Below are 23,769 nucleotides of genomic sequence, written 5' to 3'. Positions count from 1 at the left end.
GGGCCGGCGCGTACCTGCCGTCGGTTCAGTTGAAGCAGTCCTCGACGGTGTTGGCGCAGTTGGTGGGGTCGTTGTCGCTGATCAGGGATTCGTCGTCGAGCTTGACGTGTCCCTCGTGGTTGAGGACGCCGCCGGCGACGCGGTGCAGCTTGCCGGTATCGGTGGCGGTGTTCTCGGTGACGCGGGTCTTGGTCAGGGTGATCTTCGCCTTGTTGTTGAAGATGCCGCCGCCGTTGAGGGCGGTGTTGCCCTTGACCAGGGTGTCGCGGATGGTGAGGGCGGCGTTGTCGTCCTCGTCGCGCGGGCGGACGAGGAAGCCCTCCTCGATCTTGACGAGCCACTCGCCGTTGAAGATGCCGCCGCCGAAGCGGTTGGCGGTGTTGTCGGCGATGATGCTGTCGGCGATGGTGGCGCTGCCTTCCTTGCGGGTGTCGGGGTAGCCCCAGTGCTTGCCCCCGGTGGTGACCACGCCACCGCCGTCGCCGTCGGCGTGGTTCTTGGCGACGATGACCTTGTCGAGGTCCAGGTCGGTGTTCTCAGCGTAGATGCCGCCGCCGTTCTCGCTGGCGCTGTTGCCGGTGATCGCGGTGAAGCTGACGGTGACGTAGCCGCCGCTGCTGAACAGACCGCCGCCGTTCTTCCCGGCGTGGTTGTCCGACAGCGAGGACTTCTCGCCGTCCTTGCCGCCGTTCTTGCCGTGGTCGGAGCCGATGATCTCGACGGTGCCGGCCTCCTCGTGCTTGCCCGACGGGACGTAGCTCTTCAGCTCCGAGGCCGCGGCGCCGTACTTGCCGGCGAGCCCGCTGCCGTTGGCGATGCCGCCACCGTTGCCGCCGGCGGTGTTGTCGTCGACGTGGCTCTGGTCGACCTTGAGGATGCCCCGGTTGAAGACGCCGCCGCCGTCGCCCTGGGCGTGGTTGTCGTGGACCCTGCTGTCCTCCAGCCAGAGGCGGCCGAAGTTGGCCACCGCGCCGCCGTCGTGCTCGGCGTTGTTGTCGCTCAGCGTGACGTCGTGCAGGTGGGCACTGCCGCCGCGCTCGATGAGCAGCGCACCCCCGTCACCCTCGCCCTCCTTCTCGGCCCCCGGACCCGCCAGCGTGGCCGCGGTCGCCGCCGTGGCAGCCTGCGCCGCCGTGGCAGCCTGCGCCGCCGTGGCGGCCTGGGCCGCGGTGGCCGGCACCGGTGCCGCGGCAACCAGCGCTGCGACCGGGGCGGCCTTGACCGCGACCGGGGCGGCCGGTGCCGTGGCCGACTGGGCCGCGGTGGTGGCCNCCGCTCGCCGCCGAGGGCGTCACCGCCGTGGACCCGCCCGGGTACTTGAATCCCGAGGCGTTGCCGCCGGTGACGGTGAGGTCCTTGAGGGTGAGGTGCCCGCCGTCGGCGACCCGGAAGATGCGGAACGCGTCCTCGGCGTCGCGCTTGATGGTGGACCCGTTGCCCTTGATGGTCACGTCCTGCTTGATCTCGGGCAGGCCGCCGCCGACCTTGCGGTCCTTGACGCCGAGTTCGTAGGTGCAGTCCTTGGCGAGCTTGATGGTGCCGCCGTGGTCGCGGTTGGTGAGTTCCAGGGCGTCGACGAGGGCGTCGTCGTCGCAGCCCACCTCGCGGACCCGGCCGTGGTCCTCCTCGGTGCCCCACTCGCCGCGGTCCCGACCCTCGTGGCCGCGGTCCTTGCCGTCCGGGCCGTGCTCGTCCTTGCCGTCCCGGCCGTATTCGTCCTTGCCGTGCTCGTCCTCGGCCGCCTCGTTGCCGTGGTCGCCGTCGCGGAGCTGCTGCGCGGTCGACCACTTCACGTCGGCGAGGCGGTGCGGACCGGTCACGCCGGTCGTCGCGTAGGCCACGCCGGCGAGGCTGACCGCTCCGGTCAGGCCCACGACGCCGGTCGCGAGCCAGAGCCGGCGACGCCGGAACGGGGAAGTGGTCTCGCGGGTGGTGGCGTCATCGTTGTTGCGAAGGTAGTTGGACATCGGAGCTCTCTGCCCTCTCCTTGTACCTGACAAGGTCGCTTCGCCACAGCGAGGCGGCCTTCGCTACAAATCGGTTGTAGCTGCTGAACAACACCGTATGAGAAGGTTCTTCGCTCTGTGCCCATTCATGAAAAAAACCCGCATAAGGGTGCGGGTTGGGCGGTTTGACCGCTGAGCACCACCGTATCCGAAGAAAGCGCGCATTCAGTGCGCGGTGGCGCAAACGACGGCGGGCCCCACCCCGGGGCTCCGGAACGCGGCAGGCGTCCCGGAGGCCGGTGGTGGGGCCCGCCGAGGATCGGGTGGCCCGGACGACTCAGCCGGGCAGGCGCGGCCCCGCCTCCCGCTGCTCGGCCAGCCAGGTCTCCACCTCGTCCGAGCGGCTGGGCAGCCCGCCCGAGAGGTTCACCGGGCCGTCGGCGGTGACCAGGATGTCGTCCTCGATCCGGACGCCGATGCCGCGCAGCTCCTCGGGCACCATCTCGTCCTCCGGCTGGAAGTACAGACCCGGCTCCACGGTGAGCACGTAGCCCTCGCCGAGCGACCCCTCCCGGTACATCTCCTTGCGCGCGTTCGCGCAGTCGTGCACGTCGATGCCGAGCATGTGGCTGGTGCCGTGCAGCGTCCACCGGCGGTAGACGGTCGACGCCGGGTCCATCGCCTCGTCCACGCTCACCGGCAGCAGACCGAGGTCGTGGAGCGCCTCGGCGAGCACCCGCATCGACGCCAGGTGCACGTCCTGGAACGCCACCCCGGGCCGGCACAGCGCGATGCCGGCCTGCTGTGCGGCGTGGACCGCGTCGTACACCTGCCGTTGCAGCGGCGTGAACCGGCCGTCGACCGGCAGCACCCGGGTGACGTCCGCGGTGTAGAGGTTGCGGTTCTCCACCCCCATGTCCATCAGCAGCAGCTCACCGGGGCGGGTGGCGCCGTGGTTGTGCACCCAGTGCAGGATCGTGGCGTGCTCGCCCGAGCCCACGATCGAGCCGTACCCGACGTCGTTGCCGTCGTGCCGGGCCCGCAGCGCGAAGACGCCCTCCAGCAGCCGCTCGGCGACGCCGCGGTCGGCCGGCAGCGCCCGCGCCACGTCCTCGAAGCCGCGAACCGTGGCGTCGCAGGCCTCCTGGAGCTGGGCGACCTCCCACTCGTCCTTCACCAGCTTCAACTCGGCGATCGCGGTGGCCAGCTCACGGTCCCGGCCGGGCTGCCCGTCGACCCGGGCGCCGTCGTAGGGGCGCACCGCCGCGTCCACCCGGGCGTCGAAACCGCGCAACACCCGGGTACGCCCCGGCGCGAGGTCGGCCAGGGCGGCCTCCAGCCCGGTCAGGTCGGCGGTGGGCAGCCCCAACTCGGTCGACTTTTCCCGGAGCGTGGGCCGGCGGCCCACCCACAGCTCGCCGTGCCGGCTGCGGAAGAACTCGTCGGTCTCCCGCGACGAGCGGGGGCGCATGAACAACGTGGCGTCGCCGTTCGGGCGCAGCACCAGCACGCTGTCCGGATCGAGGTCGCCGGTCAGGTACGCGAAGTCGCTGCCCGGCCGGAACCGGTGCTCGGTGTCGTTGGCCCGTACCTTCTCGTTGCCGGTGGGGATGACCAGCGTCTCGCCGGGGAAGGCGGCGGAGAGCGCGGCCCGCCGCTTGGCGTGGTTGGGCACCTCCGGGCGCGGGCCGACCGTCAGCTCGGTGTCCCGCCATCCCTGCCGCATGAACGCCAGGAACGCCTCCGGGTAGTCCGGGTCGTGCGACTCGGTGCCGTCCGCCGGCTTGCCCTGCTGCGTCCGCTCCTCGGCCATGATCGTCCTCCTCGAGCCTCATCGCTGGTCCAGACGGTATCGCGCCCACGACAGCGGGAGGGGCCTGCGGTGCCGCAGCGTCCGGTTGGCCCGCGTGAAAAGATGACCGCCATGTGCGGACTCCTGGCCTTCTTCAGCGCGCGCGGCGACGCCGCCGCCCACCGCGACCACATCGCCGGAGCACTGGAGTGCCTGCACCACCGTGGCCCGGACGAGACCGGGGTCGAGGTGGTCGGCGACGCCACCGGGCGGTACGCGGACGGCGTGTTCGCGCACAAGCGCCTGGCGATCATCGACGTGGCGCTCAGTCACGAGCCCCTGCCGTACGCCGGCGGACGCTACCTGCTCACCTTCAACGGCGAGATCTACAACTACATCGAACTGCGCGACGAGCTGATCCGCGACTACGGCGCCCAGTTCGCCACCAACGGCGACGGCGAGGTGATCGTCGCCGGCTACCACTACTGGGGTGAGCAGGTGCTCACCAAGCTGCGCGGCATGTTCGCGTTCGTGATCTGGGACCGGCAGGAGCGGCGGGCCTTCGGCGCGCGGGACTACTTCGGCATCAAGCCGCTGCACTACCTCCAGACGCAGGACGGCCTCTACCTCGCCTCGGAGAAGAAGGCGCTGCTGCCGTTCGCGCACTCCGCGTACCAGGGCGACGCGGGGATCGACACCGCGAACCTGAGCCACTACCTGACCCTGCAGTACGTGCCGGAGCCGGGCACGCTGCACAAGGGCATCAGCCGCATCGGGTCCGGGGAATACCTCACCTGGAGCCCGGGCGGCCGGATCGAGGTGCGCCGCTGGTACCGGCCGGTGTTCCGGCCCGCCCCGGTCCCCGACGAGCAGCGGCTCTACCACGAGATCCGGGAGACGCTGCGGGAGAGCGTCCGGATGCACATGCGCTCGGACGTGCCGGTCGGCTCGTTCCTGTCCAGCGGCATCGACTCCACCGCCGTGGTGGCGTTGGCCCGCGAGTTCAACCCGAACATCCTCACCTTCACCGTCGGCTACGACGTGCCCGGCTACTCCGAGATCGACGTGGCCCAGGACTCGGCCCGGCACCTCGACGTGACCACCATCCCGACCAAGATCGGGCCGCAGGACATGATCGACGCGCTGCCGAAGATCGTCTGGCACCTCGACGACCCGGTCGCCGACCCGGCCCTGGTGCCGCTCTACTTCGTGGCGAAGAAGGCCGCCGAGCACGTCACCGTGGTCCTCTCCGGCGAGGGCGCGGACGAGTTCTTCGGCGGCTACACGATCTACCGCGAGCCGCTGTCGCTGAGCGGCGTCAACGGCCTCCCGGACGGCGTGCAGAAGGGTCTGCGGGCGGTCTCCCGGGCGATCCCGCAGGGGGTCAAGGGCAAGAGCTTCCTGGAACGCGGCACCACCCCGATCGAGCAGCGCTACTACGGCAACGCCCGGATGTTCACCGAGGAGGAGAAGCAGCACCTGCTGCGTCGCTACGACCCCTCGGTGCGCTACACCGACGTGACCGCGCCGATCTACGCCGAGTGCACGGAGCTGGACGACGTCACCAAGATGCAGTACGTCGACCTCTACACCTGGCTGCGCGGCGACATCCTGGTCAAGGCCGACCGGATCTCGATGGCGCACTCGCTGGAGGTGCGGGTGCCGTTCCTGGACCGGGAGGTGTTCAACGTCGCCGCCGGCATCCCGGTCGACCTGAAGCTGCCGCCCCGCTCCGAGGCCACCAAGTACGCGATGCGCCAGGCGTTGCAGGGCGTGGTCCCGCCGGCCATCGTCAACCGCAAGAAGCTGGGCTTCCCCACCCCGACCCGGGTGTGGCTGCGGGGCGAGATGTACGAGTGGGCCCGGCACGTGCTGGCCACCTCGGGCGCGGGCGACCTGATCGACCTGTCGTACGCGATGCGGCTGCTCGACGAGCACAAGCGGGAGGAGGCGGACCACTCCCGCAAGGTGTGGACCGTGCTGATCTTCTGTGTCTGGCACGCGATCTTCGTGGCGAAGACGCTCGACCCGGGCATCCAGCGCAACCAGTCCGCGCTGCTCACCAAGCCGGTCGTGGGCAGCATGGTGCGCTGACCCGACGACGGTGAAGGGCCCCCGGGGGCGTACCCCGGGGGCCCTTCCGTTCAGGTCGGGATCACCGGCCGGTGCAGGTGACCGTGGGTAGCGTGTTCTGGCCGGAGACGTTCGCGGTGAAGCCGAACGTGGTGGTGCCCTCCGGTGCGACGCTGCCGTTGTAGGCGGCGTTGGTGACCGACACCGACGCCCCGCTGCCGCTCAGCGTGCCGTTCCACACCTGGTTGATGGTCTGGCCGCTCGGCCAGGTCCAGGACGCGGTCCAACCGCTGTACGTCCGGGTGCTGTGGTTCATGATCATGACTTCGCCCTGGAAGCCGCCGCCCCAGGTGCTGACGATCTTGTAGACCGCCATGCAGTTGCCGCCGGCCGGCGGCGTCGTCGGCGTGGTGGTCGGCGACGTGGTGGGCGTGACGGTCGGGCCGGGCGTCGGGGTGGTCGGGCCCGGGGTCGGGCTGTCCGGGGGCGTGGTGCCGCCCGAGCCGATCCCGGTCACCTCGCCGTTGCCGCCGTCGAACGTCACGTCCGAGCAGCCGAAGAAGTTCTCCTGGCTGTCCGAGCGGACCCAGCGCGAGTAGATGATGTGCCGGCCGCTCTTGTTGCTCGGCAGGTTGCCGGTGAAGTAGTAGTGGCCGTCGTTGGTGCCGACCGCACCCCGCTGCGGCGGGTTGGTCACCTGGAGGAACGGCTGCTCCTCCAGGTCGCTCCAGGCCAGCGCCCGGGTCGGGCTCCAGCTGTCCTTGGTCACGTAGAAGTAGAACGTGCCCGGGTGGTGGGCCCAGTTGCTGTAGCGGTACTCGATCGACCGCCCGGCGGTCAGGTGCGTGACCGGCCAGTCGTTGCGGGCCGCGTCGTAGCCGCTGAAGTTCGGGTTGCCGCCGCTGCACAGCTTGCCGTCGGGGATGAACCCGGTGGTCCGGCCGCCCGCGTCCGAGCGCAGCACGCTGAACCAGTTGTAGAGCGAGTTCGCCCCGTTCTGGGCCACCGCCGACGCGCAGGCGGGGTTGTTCGGCCGGATCTCACCGCTGCCGGTGAGGCCGTCCTTCCAGCACAGGTAGGTGCGGGCGCCCGGCGTCATCGCCGCGCCGTGCGCGGCGGCCGGGTCGGAATTGGAGGCCAGGGCGAACGCGCCCAGGGCCAGGGTGAGGGCCGCGGTGACCAGTGCGGCCGTGCGGGATCGGTGCACGGGGATCTCCTGACTCGCGGAGCGGGACCCGACAACGGGTACGCCCCGCCGGATGAGCGGTATGCGACGATCGCGGTGCCCACGCCCGGCGTGCGGCCGGGGCCGTCGGGGACGCGCACCGCCTGCGGTCCGTGCCACGGACCGTGGATGCCCTCGCGTCGGCTCGACCCGGATGCGCGGCAGCCCCCCGCGCCCTCCCGGTAACCGCCATCTCACCACGTCGGACCGCCGCGCGCAATAGCCGCCGATCGATGTCCGGGTCGCGTCGCGGTCCGCCTCCGCGATGCGACAGGATCGGGGGAGGACGAGAGAGGGGGCCCGGATGGGGTACGCGGTGGTGCTCGGCGAGGCGCTGGTCGACCTGCTCGACGCCGAGCAGGACGGGGTGCCCGTCTACCGGCAGGCGATCGGCGGCGGCCCGCTCAACGTCGCGGTGGCGGTCGCCCGGCTCGGCGGTGACGTGCAGTTCGTCGGCTCACTCGGCGACGACGCGCTCGCCGGCCGGATCCGTGCCTTCCTCACCGACGCCGGCGTCGGCGTGGCCGGGGCGGTGACCGTGCCGGCCCCGACCGCGCTGGCCGTGGCCACGTTCGCCGGCCCGGAGCCCGAGTTCCGCTTCTACGGCGAGCCCCGCTCGTACGCCCTGCTCGGCCCGGACGACCTCGACGTGGCGCTGGTCGAGGGCGCGGACGTGCTCTACTGCGGCTCGATCGTGCTGCTCGACCCGCCGGTGCTGGCCGCCGCCCGCCGCGCCTGGTGGACCGTCGGCGGGCTGCGCGTGTTCGACCCGAACGTCCGCCCCAGCCTGCTCACCGGCCCCGACGCGCTGGACCGGCTACGCGGCGTGGTCGCCGAGTTCGCCGCCGGGGCGCACCTGGTCAAGCTGAGCGCGGCGGACGCCCGGGTCCTCTACCCGGCGGAGCCGGTCGAGGGCGTGGCCGCGTACCTGCGGGAACTGGGCGCGACCACCGTGGTGGTCACGCTCGGCGCGGACGGCGCCCTGGTCGCCGCCGCCGACGACGTGGTACGCGTGCCCGCGCCGAAGGTCGACGCGGTGGACGCCACCGGCGCCGGCGACTCGGTGATGGGCGCGCTGGTGGCCGAGCTGCTCGTCGCCGGCGAGCCGGCCGACGCCGCCGGGTGGCGCGACCGGGTGGCGTTCGCGCTCCGGGTCGCCGCGCTGGTGTGCGAGTCGCCCGGCGGTGCCACCGCCATGCCCACCCGCCCCGCCGTCACCACCCGCTTCGCGTGAAAGGAGGGGCACCTTCTTAACGCTTCGGGTAGAGGCGGGGCCCCTTGTTAACACCGAACGCCGGGCGCCCGGCGGGTCAGCGCGAGCGGGCCAGGGTGAGGACGGCGGTCAGGGAGAGGGCGGCGGCACCGGCCAGGACGGCGGCCATCGGCAGCGCGCTGCCCTCGCCGCCGAGGCCGACCAGAGGCGCGGCGAGCGCGCCGACCACCGACTGGATGCCGCCCATCAACGCGGCGGCGGTGCCGGCGTGCCGGGCGTGCGCGTCCAGCGCCAGCGCGGTGCTGTTCGGCATCACCATGCCCAGCGAGCCGACGAAGGCGAACAGCGCCACCGCCGTGACGGCGAGGCTGCCGGCGAGCGCGCCGGTCAGCACGCCGGCGGCGGTGACCAGGCCGACCACCAGCGTGGTGACCAGCAGCCGGCGCGGACTGAACCGGTCGAGCAGCCGGGCGTTCAGCTGCCCGGTGGCGACCAACGCGAGCGCGTTCACCCCGAAGACCACGCTGAACACCGCCGCCGAGACGCCGAAGACGTCCTGGAACACGAACGACGACCCCGAGATGTACGCGAACAGCCCGGCGAACGCGAAGCCCTGGGTCAGCGCGTACCCGAGGTAGACCCGGTCGGCGGCCAGCGACCGCATGGTCCGGGCGGTGTCGGCCAGGCCCCCGGTGCTGCGACGTTCCGCCGGCAGTGTCTCCGGCAGGCGCAGCGCGACCGCGACGGCGAGCAGCGCGCCGATCACCGCCAGGGTGAGGAAGACGGCCTGCCAGGAGCCGAACCGGAGCACCAGGCTGCCGACGCTCGGCGCGGCCACCGGTGCCACGCCGAAGACCAGGGTGAGCCGGGAGAAGTACTTCGCCGCGTCCCGGCCGGAGTAGAGGTCGCGGACCACCGCGCGGGCGACCACCACGCCCATGCCGCCGGCGAGCCCCTGGGCGAATCGCGCGCCGGCCAGCAGCGGGGCGCTGGGTGCCGCGGCGCAGGCCAGCGCGAACACGGCGTACGCGACGACGCCGACCAGCACGGGACGCCGCCGCCCCCAGCGGTCGCTGAGCGGGCCGGTGACCAGTTGGCCCACCGCCAGGCCGATCAGGCAGGTGGTCAGGGAGAGCTGGATGCCGGCCTGGTCGGCGCCGAGCTCGCGGGTCATCGCCGGGAACGCCGGCAGGTACATGTCCAGCGAGAGCGGGCCGATCGCGGTAAGCGTGCCGAGCAGCACCAGCAGGGTCACGCCTCCGCCCGGCGCGGCGGGACGGTCGACGGGCGGGCGCGCGGCGGTCCGCACGGGCTGGCTCACGGAAGGTACCCCCTGGATCTGGTGCGTCCGGGTAACCTTATCTCTGTAGGCAGAACTGTTGCGATGTGAAGCAGGTGACTCCGTGACGGCCGACGAGGAGATCGCGCGGTTCGGGGCCGCGCTGGGGGAGCTGCACCGGCTGCTGCGCCGCAAGACCGGCACCCGCGCCGACCGGGACCCGCTGCCCGAGGCCCAGGTGGAACTGCTCCTGCTCGTCCGGGCCGCGCCCGGGATCAGCGGCAAGGAGGTGGCGCGTCGACTCGGCACCGCGCCGAACACGGTGAGCACGCTGGTCCGCGACCTCACCGACGCCGGGCTGCTGCGCCGCGACCGCGACCCGGCCGACCGCCGGGTGGTCCGGCTGCACATCACCGAGGCGGCCAGCCGGCGGATGGCCGACTACGAGATGCACCGCGCCGCCCTGCTCACCGAGTCCCTGGCCGGCCTCGACCCGGTGGCCCGGGCGGCCGTGCTGGCCGCTGCCCCGCACGTCGCCGCCCTGCTCACCGCTCTGCGCGCCCGCACCTGACCGGCCCGCCGCGCACCGTCGTCCGCCCGCGCCGGCCGTTCCGGATCCGACGTCCCGGCCACGCCCCGCCTTTCGGCGCTGTCCGGCGTCCGGTCGTCTCCGTCCGCGTCCCGTCGCGCCGGGTGGTCAGGCCGTGCCGTCGAGTTCGGCGTAGCCCCGGCGAGCCGCGATCAGGCCGGGTCGGGCGCCGAACGGCGACTCGGCGGCCACCCGCTCGGGCGGGGCGCTGCCGGTGTGACCGGCGCGGATCAGCCACGCCTGCCGCGCGAGCTGCGCGTGCTGCTCGCGGACGAACTCCGGGCCGACCGGCTCGCCGTGGCCGGGCACCACCACCGTGGTCGGCGTGGTCAGCCGCAGCAGGTCCGCCACCGCGTCCGGCCACTGCAACGGGTACGACTCCTCGAACGCCGGCGGTCCGCTCTGCTCGACCAGATCACCCGCGACCAGCACGTCCGCGTCCGGCACACGCACCACCAGGTCGGCGTCGGTGTGCCCGTGCCCGGGGTGGCGCAGCAGCACCCGCCGCCCCCCGACGTCCAGCACCGTCTCCTCGCGTACCTCGTGCGTCGGCGTCCGCAGCTCGGCCCGCGCCAGCTCCTCGGCCAGCGCCGGCTGCCCGGCGCGCATCTCCTCGTACGCCGCCCGGCGCAGCTCCTCCGGGTGGTCGCGCAGCACCGCCACGGCTTGGGCGTGCGCGTAGACCGGGGTGTCCGGCCCGGCCAGCGTGGCGTTGCCGAAGCAGTGGTCGAAGTGGTGGTGGGTGTTGACGATCGTCCACGGGTGCGGCGTCACCGCCCGCGCGGCGGCCGCCAGCTCCCGGGCCTGCCCGGCGGTGGAGAGCGTGTCCACCAGCAGCGCCGCGCCGTCACCCACCACCAGCACGACGTTGACCCTCAGCAGCGGTTCGCGCAGCAGGTGTACGCCGGGAGCGATCTCCTCGAAGCCGGCGGTCGTCACGCGCGTGCGGCCCGCTCGACGAAGCGCTGCCGGTCGACCAGCGCCCGCTCCACCCGCCCCTGCGCCGCGACCGTGGGCCCGTCCGTGACGGTCACCTCGAAGACCAGCCGGCGACCGTCGACCTTGACGAGTTCGGCGTGCGCGGTCACCGTGCGCCCGACCGGGGTGGCGGCCCGGTGCTCCAGCTCGACCCGTACCCCGACGGTGGTGGCGCCGGACGGCATCCGGGGCGCGGTGGCCGCCACCGTCGCCGCCTCGGCCAGCGCCAGCACCCGGGGGGTGCCGAGCACCGGCACGTCGCCCGACCCCACGGCCCGGGCGGTGTCCGCGTCGGTGACGGTCAGCTCGACCCGGGCGGTCAGGCCCGGTACGAAGGGCGACTCCGGCTGCTCCTGCATGCGGCCGAGCCTAGTGCAGCCCGGTCGGGCCCGTCCGCCGTCCGCACCGCCACCGACGCGCGTAGCCGGCGGGTGGCCGGGTGGCCGGGTGGCGGCTCATCCGATGTGCCTTCCCGCGTAGGCCCGGGTCGCTCCATCGCGCCTACGAACCTGATGGCGTAGACGGGTCGCCGCCGTTGGCGCTCCGCGCCGGGCGGTGTCATGGCCAGCGAAACATGAGCAAGGGACGTGATATGCCTGAGAGGCATAATTATGACGCTGGGGTATATTCCAGTGGAGTCGTCCACGCTCCGCTGTGGTCACCGAGAGTAGAAGTGCGACATCCGTGATCGCGCCGCAGTCCCGCTACCGCGAAGCGGCCGGCCCGGACGCCTCGATGCCTGACGTCCCCACGTTCGCAGGGCCAACAGGATCTCCGGCGGTCGTGCCGTACTGCCAGCTGGGCCGTCGTGCCGTGCCGGGGGTCCCGTCAGGCCCGGCGCAGACCTGGTCTTGCGCCAGCGCCGCCGCGCCGCCGCGCTGGCGGGGTCGGGTCGACGCCGCCGGGTTGCGCAGGCCGCCCGGCGGTCGGCGTCGGCACGCCGGTCGCCCGCCGTTAACCTTGTCCGCGATGGCCGTGTTGACAGATCCTCCGCCCCCCGCCCCCGCCGGACCGCCCGCGTCTCCCGACGGCGGGCGCCGTCGCGTGATCGCGATGACCGTCTGGGGCGTCGCCTTCGTGGCCGCGTGGCTCGCCATCGGCCTGCCCACCGATCCGGCCTACGCGTTCGTATGGATCTGGGCGGGCACGATCGCCTGGAATTCGGCCCGGCCGTGGCGCAGCCACCTGCGCTTCGCCCGGGACTGGATCCCGGTGGTGCTGCTGCTCGCCGCGTACAACCTGTCCCGTGGTTTCGCGGACAACGGCGCGACCCCGCATGCCATGGAACTGATCGTCGCCGACCGGTTCCTCACCGGGTGGGCGACCGGCGGCGAGGTGCCGACCGTCTGGCTCCAGCAGCACCTCTACGATCCGGCCCAGGTGCGCTGGTGGGACGTGCTGGTGAGCTGGATCTACTTCTCGCACTTCGTGGCCACGCTGGCGGCGGCCGCGGTGCTCTGGATGCGCAACCGGCAGCGCTGGGTCGGCTACATGGCGCGGTGGGGTTTCCTCTGCGCGGCCGGGCTGGTCACCTACTTCCTCTATCCGGCCGCGCCGCCCTGGTGGGCGGCGCAGAACGGGCTGCTCAGTGAGGTGGCGCGGATCTCCACCCGAGGGTGGCGGGAGATCGGCATGCACGGGGCGGGCAACCTGCTCAACGCAGGGCAGATCGCCTCCAACCCGGTGGCCGCGATGCCGTCGTTGCACACCGCGTTCGCGCTGTTCGTGGTGCTGTTCTTCCTGCGTTCGGTGCGCCGGCGGTGGTGGCCGCTGCTGCTGTCGTATCCGCTGGCCATGACGTTCACGCTGATGTACAGCGGCGAGCACTACCTGATCGACGTGCTGGTCGGCTGGGCGTACGTGGNGCGTGCCGCCGGGGAGCCCGCCGCGACGGTCGACACCGCGCCCGCCGGACCGCCGTCCCCGGGCGACCGGAACGCCGGTGACCGGGACGCGGTACCGGCCGAGCGCGGCTAGCCGCCCCCGACGCCCGGACCGCTGGGCGGCCGGGCCGGCGGACGTGTGTCAGCGGCCGGGGCCCGGGTGTCGCGCGGCCTGCGCCCGTGTGGTCAGCTCCGCGGCCAGCGCCCACGCCTCGGCCAGGTCCCGGTCGACCGCCGCCGCCCCGGCCCCTCCGGCGGTGTCGGCGTGCACGGTGGCCAGCCGCAGCAGCCGCTGCGCCGGACCCCGGGTGACCCGCACGCTCTGGATCCGGGCGTACGGCACCAGCGTCACATGTCGGGTCAGCAGCCCGGCGCGGGCCGCGAAGACCTGCTCGTGCAGGCCGGCGCCGACCCTCGCCCGGCTCAGCGGGCGCAGCCAGCGCGCCCGCGCGGGCGGCGGCGTGGTCGGTAACTCATTCAGGCGTACGCCGGGCAGCACCTCCGCCACGACCAGCCCGCCGGTGCCCGCGTCGCCGACCGGCAGCAGCCGGTCCGGGCGGTTCCGGTCGTCCGGCTCGGCGGCGGAGTAACCGGCCACCTCCAGCCGCAGCCGCAGCCAGCCCTTGACCCGCCAGAGCAGCGGCCAGGTCACCCCGACGGTCTGCACCCGGTGCAGCGGCACGGTCTGCACCCGGGTCTCCAACAGCCCGTTGTGCACCCGTAGCACGTCGCCGTCCCGGTCCAGCCGGAAGCTCCAGTCGTCGAGCACCCGGCGGATCGGTTGCAATATCACGCCGGCCATCGCGGTCAGTGTGCTCGCGACCGCGACGAACGACCACGAGCCCTCGCGGACGAACTGCGCCACCACGAAGGCCAGGCCGAACGGCAGCAGGAACGCCTGCGGCGTGAGCAGTTGGCTGACCAGCAGATCCTGGTTGCGTACCGCGTGCAGCCGGCGGCCGGTGGGCGCGGGCGGAGGCGGCGTTCCCGCGGTGGCCGGCGCGGCCGTGGGTGCCGGGGCGTGCCCGGCCACCGCGAGCAGCCGTTGTCGCAGCGCGGTCGCCTCGGTCACCCCGAGGTACGCCAGCGGCGCCTCGGTCTTGCCGCCGCCGACCACCTCCAGGCGCAGCTCCGCCAGGCCGGTGAGCTGGGCCAGCAGCGGCCGGACCACCTCCACCGCCTGCAACCGCTCCAGCGGGATGGCCCGGGTGCGCCGCCACAGCAGCCCCTCGTGCACCCGCAGTTCGCGTCCCACCATGTGGTAGCCGGTGTTCCACCAGCTCACCACCGACAGCACGGTGGCGCCGAGGACGAAGACCGCGACCAGCACGGAGAACCAGCCGAAACCGACCCGGGACAGGGTCGACCAGGAGAGCCCGGCGATCACCACGACCAGTGACTTCGCGCCGTGCAGGGCGGGACTCAGCGGGTGCAGCCGTCGGCGCGGCTCCGCACCGCCCGGCGGGGGACCCCACGGCCCGGGCGGCGGCGGGACGGGTCCCGGCCACGGCCCGGTCGCCGTGACCGGACCGGGGCCCGGAGTGGGCTGGGGTGTCGGTCCGGGCCACTCCGTGTGACCGGGAGGTGGCGGTTGCGGTGCCGGTCCGGGCGGTCCGGCGTGGCCGGGCGGCGGTGGTTGCGGTGCCGGGCCGGGAGGTGGGGCGTGGCCGGGAGGTGGGGCGGGCGGGCCGTGTACCGGCGCGGATGGCCACGGGTGCCCGTTCGTCACCGGTCCCGGAGCGGGCGGTGGGACGGGGCGGTCCTCCCGGGGCGCCGACGCGCCGGGCTCGCTCACCGGAACGCCGCCGTTCGCGACTGCGGGGCTCGCCGGATCGGTTCGCGCCGCGCGCTCGCCGGACTCACAGGCCCTCCGCCCGGTCCTCGCCCAGTGCGGTCAGCCGGTCCCGCAGCCGCGACGCCTCGGCCGGCCGCAGGCCGGGCACCCGGGCGTCGCTGGCCGCCGCGGCGGTGTGCAGTTGCACGGTGGCCAGGTCGAAGGCGCGCTCCAGGGGGCCGGCGCTCACGTCGACGAACTGCATCCGCGAATACGGGACGATGGAGAGCCGCCGCACCAGCAGGCCGTGCCGGACCAGCAGGTCGTCGTCCCGCTCGGCGTACCCCCAGGCTCTGACCGCGCGCACGATGGTGACCGCCCGCCACGCGAACAGCGCCAGCGCCACGGCGAGGGCGACCCCGAGCAGCCAGTGCCCGGCCATCGCCCAGGCCACGCCGAGCACCGCCAGCGTCACGGCGAGCACGATGCCGAGCCGGATCAGCTCCACCCAGATCAGGTCGCGGGAGATCGGCTGCCAGCGGACCGTGTCCGGCCACGGCTCCAGCGGGCCGGGCGGGGCGACCGGTCGCCCGGCATGGTCGTCACCGCTCACCGGGGAAACCCGCCGCGTCCGCCGGCGGTGCGGGGTCGGATGGTCTGCTCGCTCACGATTCGAGCGTAGGCGATCCCGGCAGCGGCACCACCTCGCGCAGGAAGCCGCGCGCGTCGAGGAAGTCACCCAGGGAGGTGCGGTGTGCCGGGCAGGCCAGCCAGGTCTTGCGCCGGTCCGGGGCGTGCAGGCGGGGATTGTGCCAGCGCAGCTCGAACGCGGCGGGGGCGCGACACCCCCGCGCCGAGCAGATCAGCGCGTCGTCCGAGGTGGGAGTGGTCACCGGGGCGAGTCTAGGGCCGCACGCCGGGAGCGTTAGCGCCGGGCGGCCACGGGGGGAGCCGCCCGGCGACGGGGTGAATCGTACACACGGCGGACCCCTTGTTGTCCAGCGGTGTTCAGCGTTTTCCGCGCGGCGTGACGGCGCGGCGGAAATCGTGCCTCTCCCACCCTCGGCTCTCAGCGAGGCATGACAGTCTTGGTGTGCACCACGCCGCGACGACGACCCAGCTGTGGAGGACCGGTGGCCCAGCCGACCACGCCCGACGTGCCGACCCCGACCGAAGCGCCACCGGCCGCGCCACCCCCGGTGACCAGCACTCCGACGGCAGCGCCCGCGACCACCACCCCGGCGACCACCCCGGCGCAGGACGCGACGTTGCTGGAGCGGGCGCTCTTCGAGATCAAGCGGGTGATCGTCGGCCAGGACCGGATGGTCGAGCGGATGTTCGTCGCGTTGCTGGCCCGGGGGCACTGCCTGCTGGAGGGGGTGCCCGGGGTGGCCAAGACGCTCGCCGTGGAGACGCTCGCCCGGGTGGTCGGCGGCTCCTTCGCCCGGGTCCAGTTCACCCCGGACCTGGTGCCCGCCGACATCATGGGCACCCGGATCTACCGGCAGTCCAGCGAGAAGTTCGACGTCGAGCTGGGCCCGGTCTTCGTCAACTTCCNCTCGCCGACGAGATCAACCGGGCCCCGGCCAAGGTGCAGTCGGCGCTGCTGGAGGTGATGAGCGAGCGGCAGGTGTCGATCGGTGGCGAGACCCACCGGGTACCCGACCCGTTCCTGGTGATGGCGACCCAGAACCCGATCGAGCAGGAGGGCGTCTACCCGCTGCCCGAGGCCCAGCGGGACCGGTTCCTGATGAAGATCGTGGTGGGCTATCCGACCGACGCCGAGGAGCGCGAGATCGTCTACCGGATGGGCGTCGCGCCGCCCGAGCCGGCCCGGGTGTTCGACACCCCGGACCTGATCGCCCTCCAGCGCAAGGCCGACCAGGTCTTCGTGCACAACGCGCTGGTCGACTACGCGGTCCGGCTGGTGCTCGCCACCCGTGCCCCGGCCGAGCACGGCATGCCCGACGTGGCCCAGCTCATCCAGTACGGCGCCAGCCCCCGCGCCTCGCTCGGCCTGGTCCGGGCCACCCGCGCGCTGGCGCTGCTGCGCGGGCGGGACTACGCGCTGCCGCAGGACGTGCAGGACATCGCGCCGGACATCCTGCGGCACCGGCTGGTGCTGAGCTACGACGCGCTCGCCGACGACGTGCCGGCCGACCACATCGTGCACCGGGTGATGTCGACCATCCCGCTGCCCGCGGTGGCGCCCCGCCAGCAGGCCGTCCCGCCGCCGGCCGCGCCGCACAACGGCTGGCCCGGGCAGCGGCCGTGACTCCACCCACCCGCCTGCCGGCCACCGGCGACCGTTCGGGCGCCGTCCTGGCCCGGTTGCAGCTCATGGTCACGCGCAAGCTGGACGGCCTGCTCCAGGGCGACTACGCCGGCCTGTTGCCGGGCCCCGGCAGCGAGGCGGGGGAGTCCCGGGAATACCGCCCCGGCGACGACGTACGCCGGATGGACTGGCCGGTGACCGCCCGCACCACCATGCCGCACGTGCGGCGTACGGTGGCCGACCGCGAGTTGGAGACCTGGCTGGCCGTCGACCTGTCGGCCAGCCTGGACTTCGGCAGCGCGCGATGGCTCAAGCGGGACGTGGCGACCGCCGCGGTCGCCGCGCTGGCCCACCTCACCGTACGCGGCGGAAACCGGATCGGGGCGGTGGTCGGCACCGGCGTGGGGACGTACGCTCGGCTGCCCGCCCGTGCCGGCCGCAAGGAGGCGCAGGGGCTGCTGCGTGCCGTCGCCGGCACCGAGATCCGCCCCGGCCGCAGCGACCTCGGCGCGTTGACCGACATGCTCAACCGGCCGCCGCGACGGCGCGGCGTGGCGGTGGTGATCTCCGACTTCCTCGCGCCGCCGCAGCAGTGGGGCCGCCCGCTGCGTAAGTTGCGGGTCCGCCACGACGTGCTGGCCGTCGAGGTGGTCGACCCGCTGGAACTGGAACTGCCCGACGTGGGGGTGCTGCCGGTGGTCGACCCGGAGAGCGGCGAGCTGCACGAGGTGCAGACCTCCGATCCGCGGCTGCGCCGCCGGTACGCCGAGGCGGCGGCCGCCCGACGGGGTGCGATCGCCGCCGAGTTGCGCACCGCCGGCGCGGCCCACCTGCGCCTGCGTACCGACCGAGACTGGCTGCTGGACATGGTGCGTTTCGTCGCCGGGCAGCGGCACGCCCGTACCCGAGGGACGACCCGATGATCCGTTTTCTGCAACCGTGGTGGCTGCTCGCCGTGCTGCCGGTGCTGGCCCTCGCCGCCGCGTACGTGTGGCGGCAGTTGCACCGCAAGCAGTACGCGCTGCGCTTCACCAACGTCGACCTGCTGCGCACCCTCGCGCCGAAGGGCCTGGGCTGGCGGCGGCACGCCGCGGCCACCGCGTTCCTGCTCTGTCTGCTGGTGCTGGCCACCGGGCTGGCCCGGCCGGCGATGGACACCCGGGAGCCGCTGGAGCGGGCCACCGTGATGCTCGCGGTCGACGTGTCGCTGTCCATGCAGGCCGACGACGTGTCGCCGAACCGCCTGGAGGCCGCCCAGGAGGCGGCCAAGCAGTTCGTCGGTGAGCTGCCGACGAGCTACAACGTGGGGCTGGTCTCGTTCGCCAAGGCGGCGAACGTGCTGGTGCCGCCGACCAAGGACCGGGCCGCGGTGGCCACCGCCATCGACGGGCTGGTGCTGGCCGAGGCGACCGCCACCGGTGAGGCGGTGTTCACCTGCCTGGAGGCGATCCGGTCGGTGCCGGCCGACGGCGCCGCCGGCATCCCGCCGGCCCGGATCGTGCTGCTCTCCGACGGCTACCGGACGTCGGGGCGGTCGGTCGAGGAGGCGGCCGCGGCGGCGCAGGCGGCCAATGTGCCGGTCTCCACCATCGCCTTCGGCACCGACTCGGGTCAGGTCGACATCGGCGGTCAGCTCCAGCGGGTGCCGGTGGACCGCACCGCGCTCTCCCAGCTCGCGGAGACCACCCAGGGTTACTTCTACGAGGCGGCCACGGCGACCGAGTTGAAGCAGGTCTACCAGGACATGGGCAGCTCGATCGGCTACCGCACCGAGCCGCGGGAGATCACCCAGTGGTACGCGGGGATCGCGCTGCTGCTGGCGCTCTGCGCCGGGGCGCTGAGTCTGCTCTGGACGTCCCGCCTGATCTGAGCCGGGCCGGGCCGGCGGTGGTCAGTGACCGCCGCCGGCCAGGACGAACAGGACCGCCACCCAGACGGCGGCGAGGGTGAAGCCCAGCGGGGCGACGTAACGGCTCATGGGGGTGCTCCGTGGCGACTGTCGGCCCGGTGACGCGGGCCGCGCGGGGGATCAGGAGGTACGCGCACGAAGTCGTGACCGGGTGCTCCGCCGCGCGGCAGGGCCACCCCCGGCGATGGGCGCCGGGAAGCGGGTGCGGTGCGGAGGGCGGGAAGCGGGTCAGCCGCGTCGACCGAGCCGTGGCTCAGCGGGGCTGACGGTGGGCCCGGCCACGACTGGGAGGATCGCTATCTCGCACAGCGATCACCTCCTGTAGTCGGCGGGGCCCGGAGCGCGGGCACCGAACCGGCCCGCAGACGCGACGATCGTACACCGGGGGTGAGTGTGCCGCGCGGGCGGCCGAGCGCCCGACCTGACCCGGTCCGGCGTCGGACGCCCGGTCCGGCGGTGACCTGCTCGGGTTAGCGCTTACCTGCCGGTAACCCCTAGGCTCCGACCGACCGAGAGATCAGCGGAGCAGAGGGGGAGCCGTGGCCCGCACCGTGCTGGTGACCGGCGGAAACCGGGGAATCGGCCTGGCCATCGCGCAGGCCTTCGCCAAGCAGGGGGACCGGGTGGCGGTGACGCACCGCAGCGGGGAGGCCCCTGAGGGTCTGTTCGGGGTGCGGTGCGACGTGACCGACGCCGAGTCGGTGGACGCCGCGTTCGCCGCCGTGGAGGCCGAGCTGGGCCCGGTCGAGGTGCTGGTCGCCAACGCCGGCATCACGGACGACACGCTGATCATGCGGATGTCCGAGGAGCAGTTCACCCGGGTGCTCGACACCAACCTGAGCGGCTCGTTCCGGGTCGCCAAGCGGGCCTCGACGAAGATGCTCCGGGCGAAGTGGGGCCGGCTGATCTTCATCTCCTCGGTGGTCGGCCTCTACGGCGGCGCCGGTCAGGTGAACTACGCCGCGAGCAAGGCCGGCCTGGTCGGCGTGGCCCGCTCGATCACCCGCGAGCTGGGCAGCCGCAACATCACCGCGAACGTGGTGGCGCCCGGCTTCATCGACACCGACATGACCGCGGCGCTGCCCGAGGAGCGTCGCACCGAATACCGCAAGGCCATCCCGGCCGGCCGGTTCGCCCAGCCGGAGGAGGTGGCCGGGGTGGTCACCTGGCTGGCCTCGGACGCGGCCGGCTACATCTCCGGCGCCGTCATCCCGGTCGACGGCGGCCTCGGCATGGGTCACTGAGCGAGAGCGCGGAGGAACTACGCAATGTCCGGACTCCTGGCCGGTAAGCGGCTGCTGGTCACCGGCGTCATCACCGACGCCTCGATCGCCTTCTCCGTGGCGAAGCTCGCCCAGGAGAACGGCGCCCAGGTCGTGCTCACCGGCTACGGCCGGCTCTCCCTGGTGGAGCGGATCGCCAAGCGGCTGCCCGAGCCGGCGCCGGTGATCGAGCTGGACGTGTCGAACGACGAACAGCTCGCCGGCCTGGCCGACAAGGTACGCGAGCACGTCGACGGCCTGGACGGGGTGGTGCACTCGATCGGGTTCGCCCCGCAGAGCTGCCTCGGCGGCGGTTTCCTCGACGCGCCCTGGGCGGACGTGGCCACCGCCCTGCAGGTCTCCACCTACTCCTACAAGTCCCTGGCCATGGCGGCGCTGCCGCTGATGTCCGCCGGCGGGGCGGTGGTGGGCCTCACCTTCGACGCCACCAAGGCATGGCCGGTCTACGACTGGATGGGCGTGGCCAAGGCCGGGCTGGAGTCCGCCTCCCGTTACCTGGCGCTGCACCTGGGCAAGCAGGGCATCCGCAGCAACCTGGTCGCCGCCGGGCCGCTGCGCACCATCGCGGCCAAGTCCATCCCCGGGTTCGAGCAGTTCGAGGACGCCTGGGCCGAGCGGGCCCCGCTGGGCTGGAACCTCGGCGACACCGAGCCGGCCGCCCGGGCCTGCCTGGCGCTGCTGTCCGACTGGTTCCCGGCCACCACCGGCGAAATCGTCCACGTGGACGGCGGCTACCACGCCATCGGCGCCTGAGGTGAAAGGAGGGGCACCTTCTTAACGCATTCTGCATAGGAAGGGGCCCCGCTTAACACCCGTTACCGCGCTGAGCAGGGGGCGTCGCACGAGCGTCACGGTGGGCGGGGGAGAATGGGCACCATGGCGTACGACGCGTTGGTGCTGGTCTCCTTCGGTGGTCCCGAGCGGCCCGAGGACGTGCTCCCCTTCCTGCAGAACGTGACCCGGGGGCGGGGGGTGCCGCCGGAGCGGCTGGCCGAGGTCGCCGAGCACTACCTGCACTTCGGCGGCGTCTCGCCGATCAACCAGCAGTGCCGTGACCTGCTCGCGGCGATCCGGGACGACTTCGCCGCCCATGGCGTCGACCTGCCGGTCTACTGGGGCAACCGCAACTGGGACCCGATGCTCGCCGACACGGTCGCGCGGATGCGCGACGACGGGGTCACCCGGGCCTTGGCGTTCGTCACCAGCGCGTACGGCGGCTACTCCTCCTGCCGGCAGTACCAGGAGGACATCGCGTCGGCGCGCGCCGCGGTCGGCCCGGACGCCCCGCTGATCGAGAAGCTGCGTCAGTTCTGGGATCACCCCGGCTTCGTCGAGCCGCACGTCGACGCGGTCCGGGACGCGTTGGCCCAGCTCGACCCGGCCCGGCGGGACAGCACCCGGCTGGTCTTCACCGCGCACTCGATCCCGGTCTCGGCGGCGGCCACCGCCGGCCCGCACGGCGGCCGTTACACCGCCCAGATGGCGGAGACGGCCCGGCTGGTGCACGCGGCGGCCGCCCCCGACCTGGCGTACGACCTGGTCTGGCAGAGCCGGTCCGGCCCGCCGCGGGTGCCGTGGCTGGAGCCGGACGTCAACGACCACCTGACCGCCCTGGCCGAGCAGGGCGTGACCGGCGTGGTGGTGAGCCCGATCGGGTTCGTCTCCGACCACCTGGAGGTGGTGTGGGACCTCGACACCGAGGCCCTGGAGACGGCCAAGCAGCTCGGTCTGGACTTCGTCCGGGCCGGCACCCCGGGCACCGACCCGCGCTTCGTGGCGATGGTCCGCGAGCTGGTGTCGGAGCGCACCGCGCCGGACGGCGAGCGGCTGCGCCGCCGGCTCGGCGAGCTGCCGGCCTGGGACACCTGCCCGGCGCTGTGCTGCGTGCCCCCGGCCCGCCGGCCCTGAGCCCGATCACCTCGACACCCTGGGGACGACACGATGCATGACCGCAANCGGTGCCCGGCGCCCCGGAGTTCGTCAAGAAGCTGCGTGCCTCCGGCAAGCCGTTCCTGGTGCTGACGAACAACTCGATCTACACCCCGCGGGACCTCCAGGCCCGCCTGGCCCGGATGGGGCTGGACGTGCCGGAGGAGGCGATCTGGTCGTCCGCGCTGGCCACCGCCCAGTTCCTGGCCGACCAACGGCCGGGCGGCACGGCGTACGTGATCGGTGAGGCCGGCCTGACCACGGCGCTGCACGCGGTGGGGTACGTGCTCAGCGACTTCGCCCCGGACTACGTGGTGCTGGGGGAGACCCGCACCTACAGCTTCGAGGCGATCACCAAGGCGATCCGGCTGATCGACGACGGCGCCCGGTTCATCTGCACGAACCCGGACGCTACCGGCCCCTCGGTCGAGGGCGCCCTGCCGGCGGCCGGCTCGGTGGCCGCGATGATCTCCAAGGCGACCGGGGTGGAGCCCTACTTCGTCGGCAAGCCCAACCCGATGATGATGCGCTCGGCGTTGAACACCATCGACGCGCACTCGGAGTCCACCGCGATGATCGGCGACCGGATGGACACCGACATCCTGTGCGGACTGGAGGCGGGGCTGGAGACGATCCTGGTGCTGACCGGGATCAGCAGCCGGGTGGAGGCCGAGCGGTACCCGTACCGGCCGTCCCGCATCGTCGACTCGGTCGCCGACCTGATCGACGAGGTCTGAGCCGGGCTCCCTACAGCCGCAGCGGGGCGTTGCAGGCGGCCACCAGGGCCTGCCGGCAGGCGGTGGTCAGCGGCCGCAGCGCGGCGTCGCGTTGCTGCGCCTCGTAGGTGTTCACCGCGCCGCCCGGCGCGCTCTCCCCGGCCAGCGCGAGCACGCGGTCCAGCACGGCCGCGCGGGCGAACAGGCGGCGGGCCCGCGGGTCGAAGCCCGGGGGCAGGTCGGTGGTGCCGTCCGGGCGACGCAGCGCGGCGAGCGCGCCGGCCAGCTCGGGCCGCCACTGGGCGACGTCCAGCCGGGTCAGCGCCGCGGTCGTCTCGGCCAGCGCGGCGGCCAGCTCGGCCTCGGCCTCGGCCGCGCCCGGCGTGCTCAGCGACGCCTTCGGCGCGTCCACCGGCAGCGGGTGGACCCGCCAGAGCACGGTCTCCCAGGTCATCCCGGACCCGGAGGTGTGCGTGCGGACCTCGGGCACCAGCCCGAGCCCGCTGGCCACCACGGCCTCACCGGCCAGCAGCGCGGCCCCGGTGAACGCGCCGGGGCCGGGCAGCCCGCGCGGGTCGCCCGGTGCGGGCAGCACCAGGCGGATCTCGTCCGGGGAGTGCTTGGCCAGGCTGGGCAGCGCCTCCCGCAGGGACACGTCGGTCCAGGTGCCGGGCGCGTCCGCGACCAGGTGCTCCTCGTCGCCGGCGATGGCGTCGGCGACCTCGTCGAACGGCACCAGCCCGGCGCGCCAGGCACGCACCCAGGCCACGAACCGGCTCGACCGGCGCGGAGTCAGCGTGGCCGCGCCCGTTGCGGGGGAGGACATGCGGAAAGGGTACGTGTTCCCCGCCGCTGCTGTCTCGACTGCCGCACCGGCGGTGTGGCCTGCCCCCAACTACCCCGTT

At 73.4% G+C, this 23,769-nt stretch carries 19 protein-coding genes and 2 pseudogenes; 11 read left to right on the top strand and 10 right to left on the bottom strand.

What is annotated here, in order from left to right:
• Positions 1-25: 25 nt before the first annotated feature.
• Both B1205_RS31560 and B1205_RS14475 read right to left on the bottom strand, forming a co-directional pair.
• Complete coding sequence (locus B1205_RS31560) at positions 26-1,180, bottom strand: hypothetical protein (protein WP_441338494.1); 1,155 nt, start codon at positions 1,178-1,180, stop codon at positions 26-28.
• A 1,103-nt stretch (positions 1,181-2,283) separates the two neighbouring features.
• Positions 2,284-3,759: an aminopeptidase P family protein gene (locus B1205_RS14475; protein WP_089156091.1), complete on the bottom strand. Its 1,476-nt coding sequence runs from the start codon at positions 3,757-3,759 to the stop codon at positions 2,284-2,286.
• 111 nt (positions 3,760-3,870) lie between these two features.
• Between B1205_RS14475 and asnB the strand changes: the two genes are divergently transcribed.
• Positions 3,871-5,832 (top strand): asparagine synthase (glutamine-hydrolyzing), encoded by a 1,962-nt coding sequence (gene asnB / locus B1205_RS14470; RefSeq protein ID WP_089156159.1) that lies wholly within the window; start codon positions 3,871-3,873, stop codon positions 5,830-5,832.
• Between the two features lie 61 nt (positions 5,833-5,893).
• Here the strand turns inward: asnB and B1205_RS14465 are convergent, their stop codons facing one another.
• Positions 5,894-7,018: a lytic polysaccharide monooxygenase gene (locus tag B1205_RS14465; RefSeq protein ID WP_089156090.1), complete on the bottom strand. Its 1,125-nt coding sequence runs from the start codon at positions 7,016-7,018 to the stop codon at positions 5,894-5,896.
• 322 nt (positions 7,019-7,340) lie between these two features.
• Between B1205_RS14465 and B1205_RS14460 the strand changes: the two genes are divergently transcribed.
• Entirely contained in the window at positions 7,341-8,270 is a 930-nt protein-coding gene (locus tag B1205_RS14460) for a carbohydrate kinase family protein (RefSeq protein ID WP_089156089.1), read from the top strand.
• Positions 8,271-8,346: 76 nt separating this feature from the next.
• Here B1205_RS14460 and B1205_RS14455 read toward each other — a convergent pair whose 3' ends face one another.
• Positions 8,347-9,570 (bottom strand): multidrug effflux MFS transporter, encoded by a 1,224-nt coding sequence (locus B1205_RS14455; RefSeq protein WP_089156088.1) that lies wholly within the window; start codon positions 9,568-9,570, stop codon positions 8,347-8,349.
• Positions 9,571-9,652: 82 nt separating this feature from the next.
• Here B1205_RS14455 and B1205_RS14450 point away from each other — a divergent pair, with 82 nt between their 5' ends.
• On the top strand, positions 9,653-10,099 hold the full coding sequence (locus B1205_RS14450) for a MarR family winged helix-turn-helix transcriptional regulator (RefSeq protein WP_089156087.1): 447 nt from the start codon (positions 9,653-9,655) through the stop codon (positions 10,097-10,099).
• Positions 10,100-10,225: 126 nt separating this feature from the next.
• Here the strand turns inward: B1205_RS14450 and B1205_RS14445 are convergent, their stop codons facing one another.
• Positions 10,226-11,056 (bottom strand): MBL fold metallo-hydrolase, encoded by an 831-nt coding sequence (locus B1205_RS14445; RefSeq protein ID WP_089156086.1) that lies wholly within the window; start codon positions 11,054-11,056, stop codon positions 10,226-10,228.
• The gene (locus tag B1205_RS14440) at positions 11,053-11,454 is read right to left on the bottom strand and encodes a thioesterase family protein (RefSeq protein WP_089156085.1); all 402 of its coding nucleotides are present in this window, start codon (positions 11,452-11,454) and stop codon (positions 11,053-11,055) included. Before B1205_RS14440 ends, B1205_RS14445 begins: the two co-directional genes overlap by 4 nt.
• A 610-nt stretch (positions 11,455-12,064) precedes the next feature.
• Between B1205_RS14440 and B1205_RS14435 the strand changes: the two genes are divergently transcribed.
• Complete coding sequence (locus B1205_RS14435) at positions 12,065-13,072, top strand: phosphatase PAP2 family protein (RefSeq protein ID WP_089156084.1); 1,008 nt, start codon at positions 12,065-12,067, stop codon at positions 13,070-13,072.
• 48 nt (positions 13,073-13,120) lie between these two features.
• On the opposite strand, the gene B1205_RS14430 is transcribed toward B1205_RS14435, so the two are convergent.
• The 3 genes from B1205_RS14430 to B1205_RS14420 form a co-directional block, all read right to left on the bottom strand.
• The gene (locus B1205_RS14430) at positions 13,121-14,413 is read right to left on the bottom strand and encodes a PH domain-containing protein (RefSeq protein ID WP_089156158.1); all 1,293 of its coding nucleotides are present in this window, start codon (positions 14,411-14,413) and stop codon (positions 13,121-13,123) included.
• Positions 14,414-14,837: 424 nt separating this feature from the next.
• Positions 14,838-15,365 (bottom strand): PH domain-containing protein, encoded by a 528-nt coding sequence (locus B1205_RS14425; protein ID WP_089156083.1) that lies wholly within the window; start codon positions 15,363-15,365, stop codon positions 14,838-14,840.
• A 52-nt stretch (positions 15,366-15,417) separates the two neighbouring features.
• Positions 15,418-15,645, bottom strand: coding sequence for a hypothetical protein (locus B1205_RS14420; protein WP_089156082.1), 228 nt, complete (start codon positions 15,643-15,645; stop codon positions 15,418-15,420).
• Between the two features lie 240 nt (positions 15,646-15,885).
• Between B1205_RS14420 and B1205_RS14415 the strand changes: the two are divergent.
• From B1205_RS14415 to B1205_RS14385, 7 genes and pseudogenes are all read left to right on the top strand, one after another.
• Positions 15,886-17,027, top strand: a pseudogene (locus tag B1205_RS14415) (AAA family ATPase).
• Positions 17,006-17,950 carry a DUF58 domain-containing protein gene (locus B1205_RS14410; protein WP_176308602.1) on the top strand — a complete coding sequence of 315 codons (945 nt, stop codon included), beginning with the start codon at positions 17,006-17,008 and terminating at the stop codon, positions 17,948-17,950. The pseudogene B1205_RS14415 and the gene B1205_RS14410 overlap by 22 nt, the downstream one beginning before the upstream one ends.
• Complete coding sequence (locus B1205_RS14405; protein ID WP_089156080.1) at positions 17,947-18,897, top strand: VWA domain-containing protein; 951 nt, start codon at positions 17,947-17,949, stop codon at positions 18,895-18,897. Before B1205_RS14410 ends, B1205_RS14405 begins: the two co-directional genes overlap by 4 nt.
• A 578-nt stretch (positions 18,898-19,475) precedes the next feature.
• The gene (fabG, locus tag B1205_RS14400) at positions 19,476-20,180 is read left to right on the top strand and encodes a beta-ketoacyl-ACP reductase (protein WP_089156079.1); all 705 of its coding nucleotides are present in this window, start codon (positions 19,476-19,478) and stop codon (positions 20,178-20,180) included.
• A 24-nt stretch (positions 20,181-20,204) separates the two neighbouring features.
• Positions 20,205-20,972 carry an enoyl-ACP reductase FabI gene (fabI, locus tag B1205_RS14395; RefSeq protein WP_089156078.1) on the top strand — a complete coding sequence of 256 codons (768 nt, stop codon included), beginning with the start codon at positions 20,205-20,207 and terminating at the stop codon, positions 20,970-20,972.
• Positions 20,973-21,095: 123 nt separating this feature from the next.
• Positions 21,096-22,127, top strand: coding sequence for a ferrochelatase (locus B1205_RS14390; protein WP_089156157.1), 1,032 nt, complete (start codon positions 21,096-21,098; stop codon positions 22,125-22,127).
• 44 nt (positions 22,128-22,171) lie between these two features.
• Positions 22,172-22,885, top strand: a pseudogene (locus tag B1205_RS14385) (HAD-IIA family hydrolase); the annotation flags it as partial.
• 10 nt (positions 22,886-22,895) lie between these two features.
• Here B1205_RS14385 and B1205_RS14380 read toward each other — a convergent pair.
• The gene (locus B1205_RS14380) at positions 22,896-23,690 is read right to left on the bottom strand and encodes a hypothetical protein (RefSeq protein WP_089156076.1); all 795 of its coding nucleotides are present in this window, start codon (positions 23,688-23,690) and stop codon (positions 22,896-22,898) included.
• Between the last annotated feature and the right edge of the window lie 79 nt (positions 23,691-23,769).

Source organism: Micromonospora sp. NBS 11-29 (genome assembly GCF_002140155.1).
Classification (GTDB): domain Bacteria; phylum Actinomycetota; class Actinomycetes; order Mycobacteriales; family Micromonosporaceae; genus Micromonospora.
The sequence above is the reverse complement of the archived record's forward strand: the minus strand, read 5'-3'. Positions and strand labels throughout refer to the sequence as shown.

What these genes read in the sequence shown, in the direction of transcription:
- B1205_RS14475 (WP_089156091.1), bottom strand. Translation starts at nt 3,759, where the DNA reads ATGGCCGAGGAGCGGACGCAGCAGGGCAAGCCGGCGGACGGCACCGAG.
- asnB (WP_089156159.1), top strand. Translation starts at nt 3,871, where the DNA reads ATGTGCGGACTCCTGGCCTTCTTCAGCGCGCGCGGCGACGCCGCCGCC.
- B1205_RS14460 (WP_089156089.1), top strand. Translation starts at nt 7,341, where the DNA reads ATGGGGTACGCGGTGGTGCTCGGCGAGGCGCTGGTCGACCTGCTCGAC.
- B1205_RS14440 (WP_089156085.1), bottom strand. Translation starts at nt 11,454, where the DNA reads ATGCAGGAGCAGCCGGAGTCGCCCTTCGTACCGGGCCTGACCGCCCGG.
- B1205_RS14405 (WP_089156080.1), top strand. Translation starts at nt 17,947, where the DNA reads ATGATCCGTTTTCTGCAACCGTGGTGGCTGCTCGCCGTGCTGCCGGTG.
- fabI (WP_089156078.1), top strand. Translation starts at nt 20,205, where the DNA reads ATGTCCGGACTCCTGGCCGGTAAGCGGCTGCTGGTCACCGGCGTCATC.
- B1205_RS14390 (WP_089156157.1), top strand. Translation starts at nt 21,096, where the DNA reads ATGGCGTACGACGCGTTGGTGCTGGTCTCCTTCGGTGGTCCCGAGCGG.
- B1205_RS14380 (WP_089156076.1), bottom strand. Translation starts at nt 23,690, where the DNA reads ATGTCCTCCCCCGCAACGGGCGCGGCCACGCTGACTCCGCGCCGGTCG.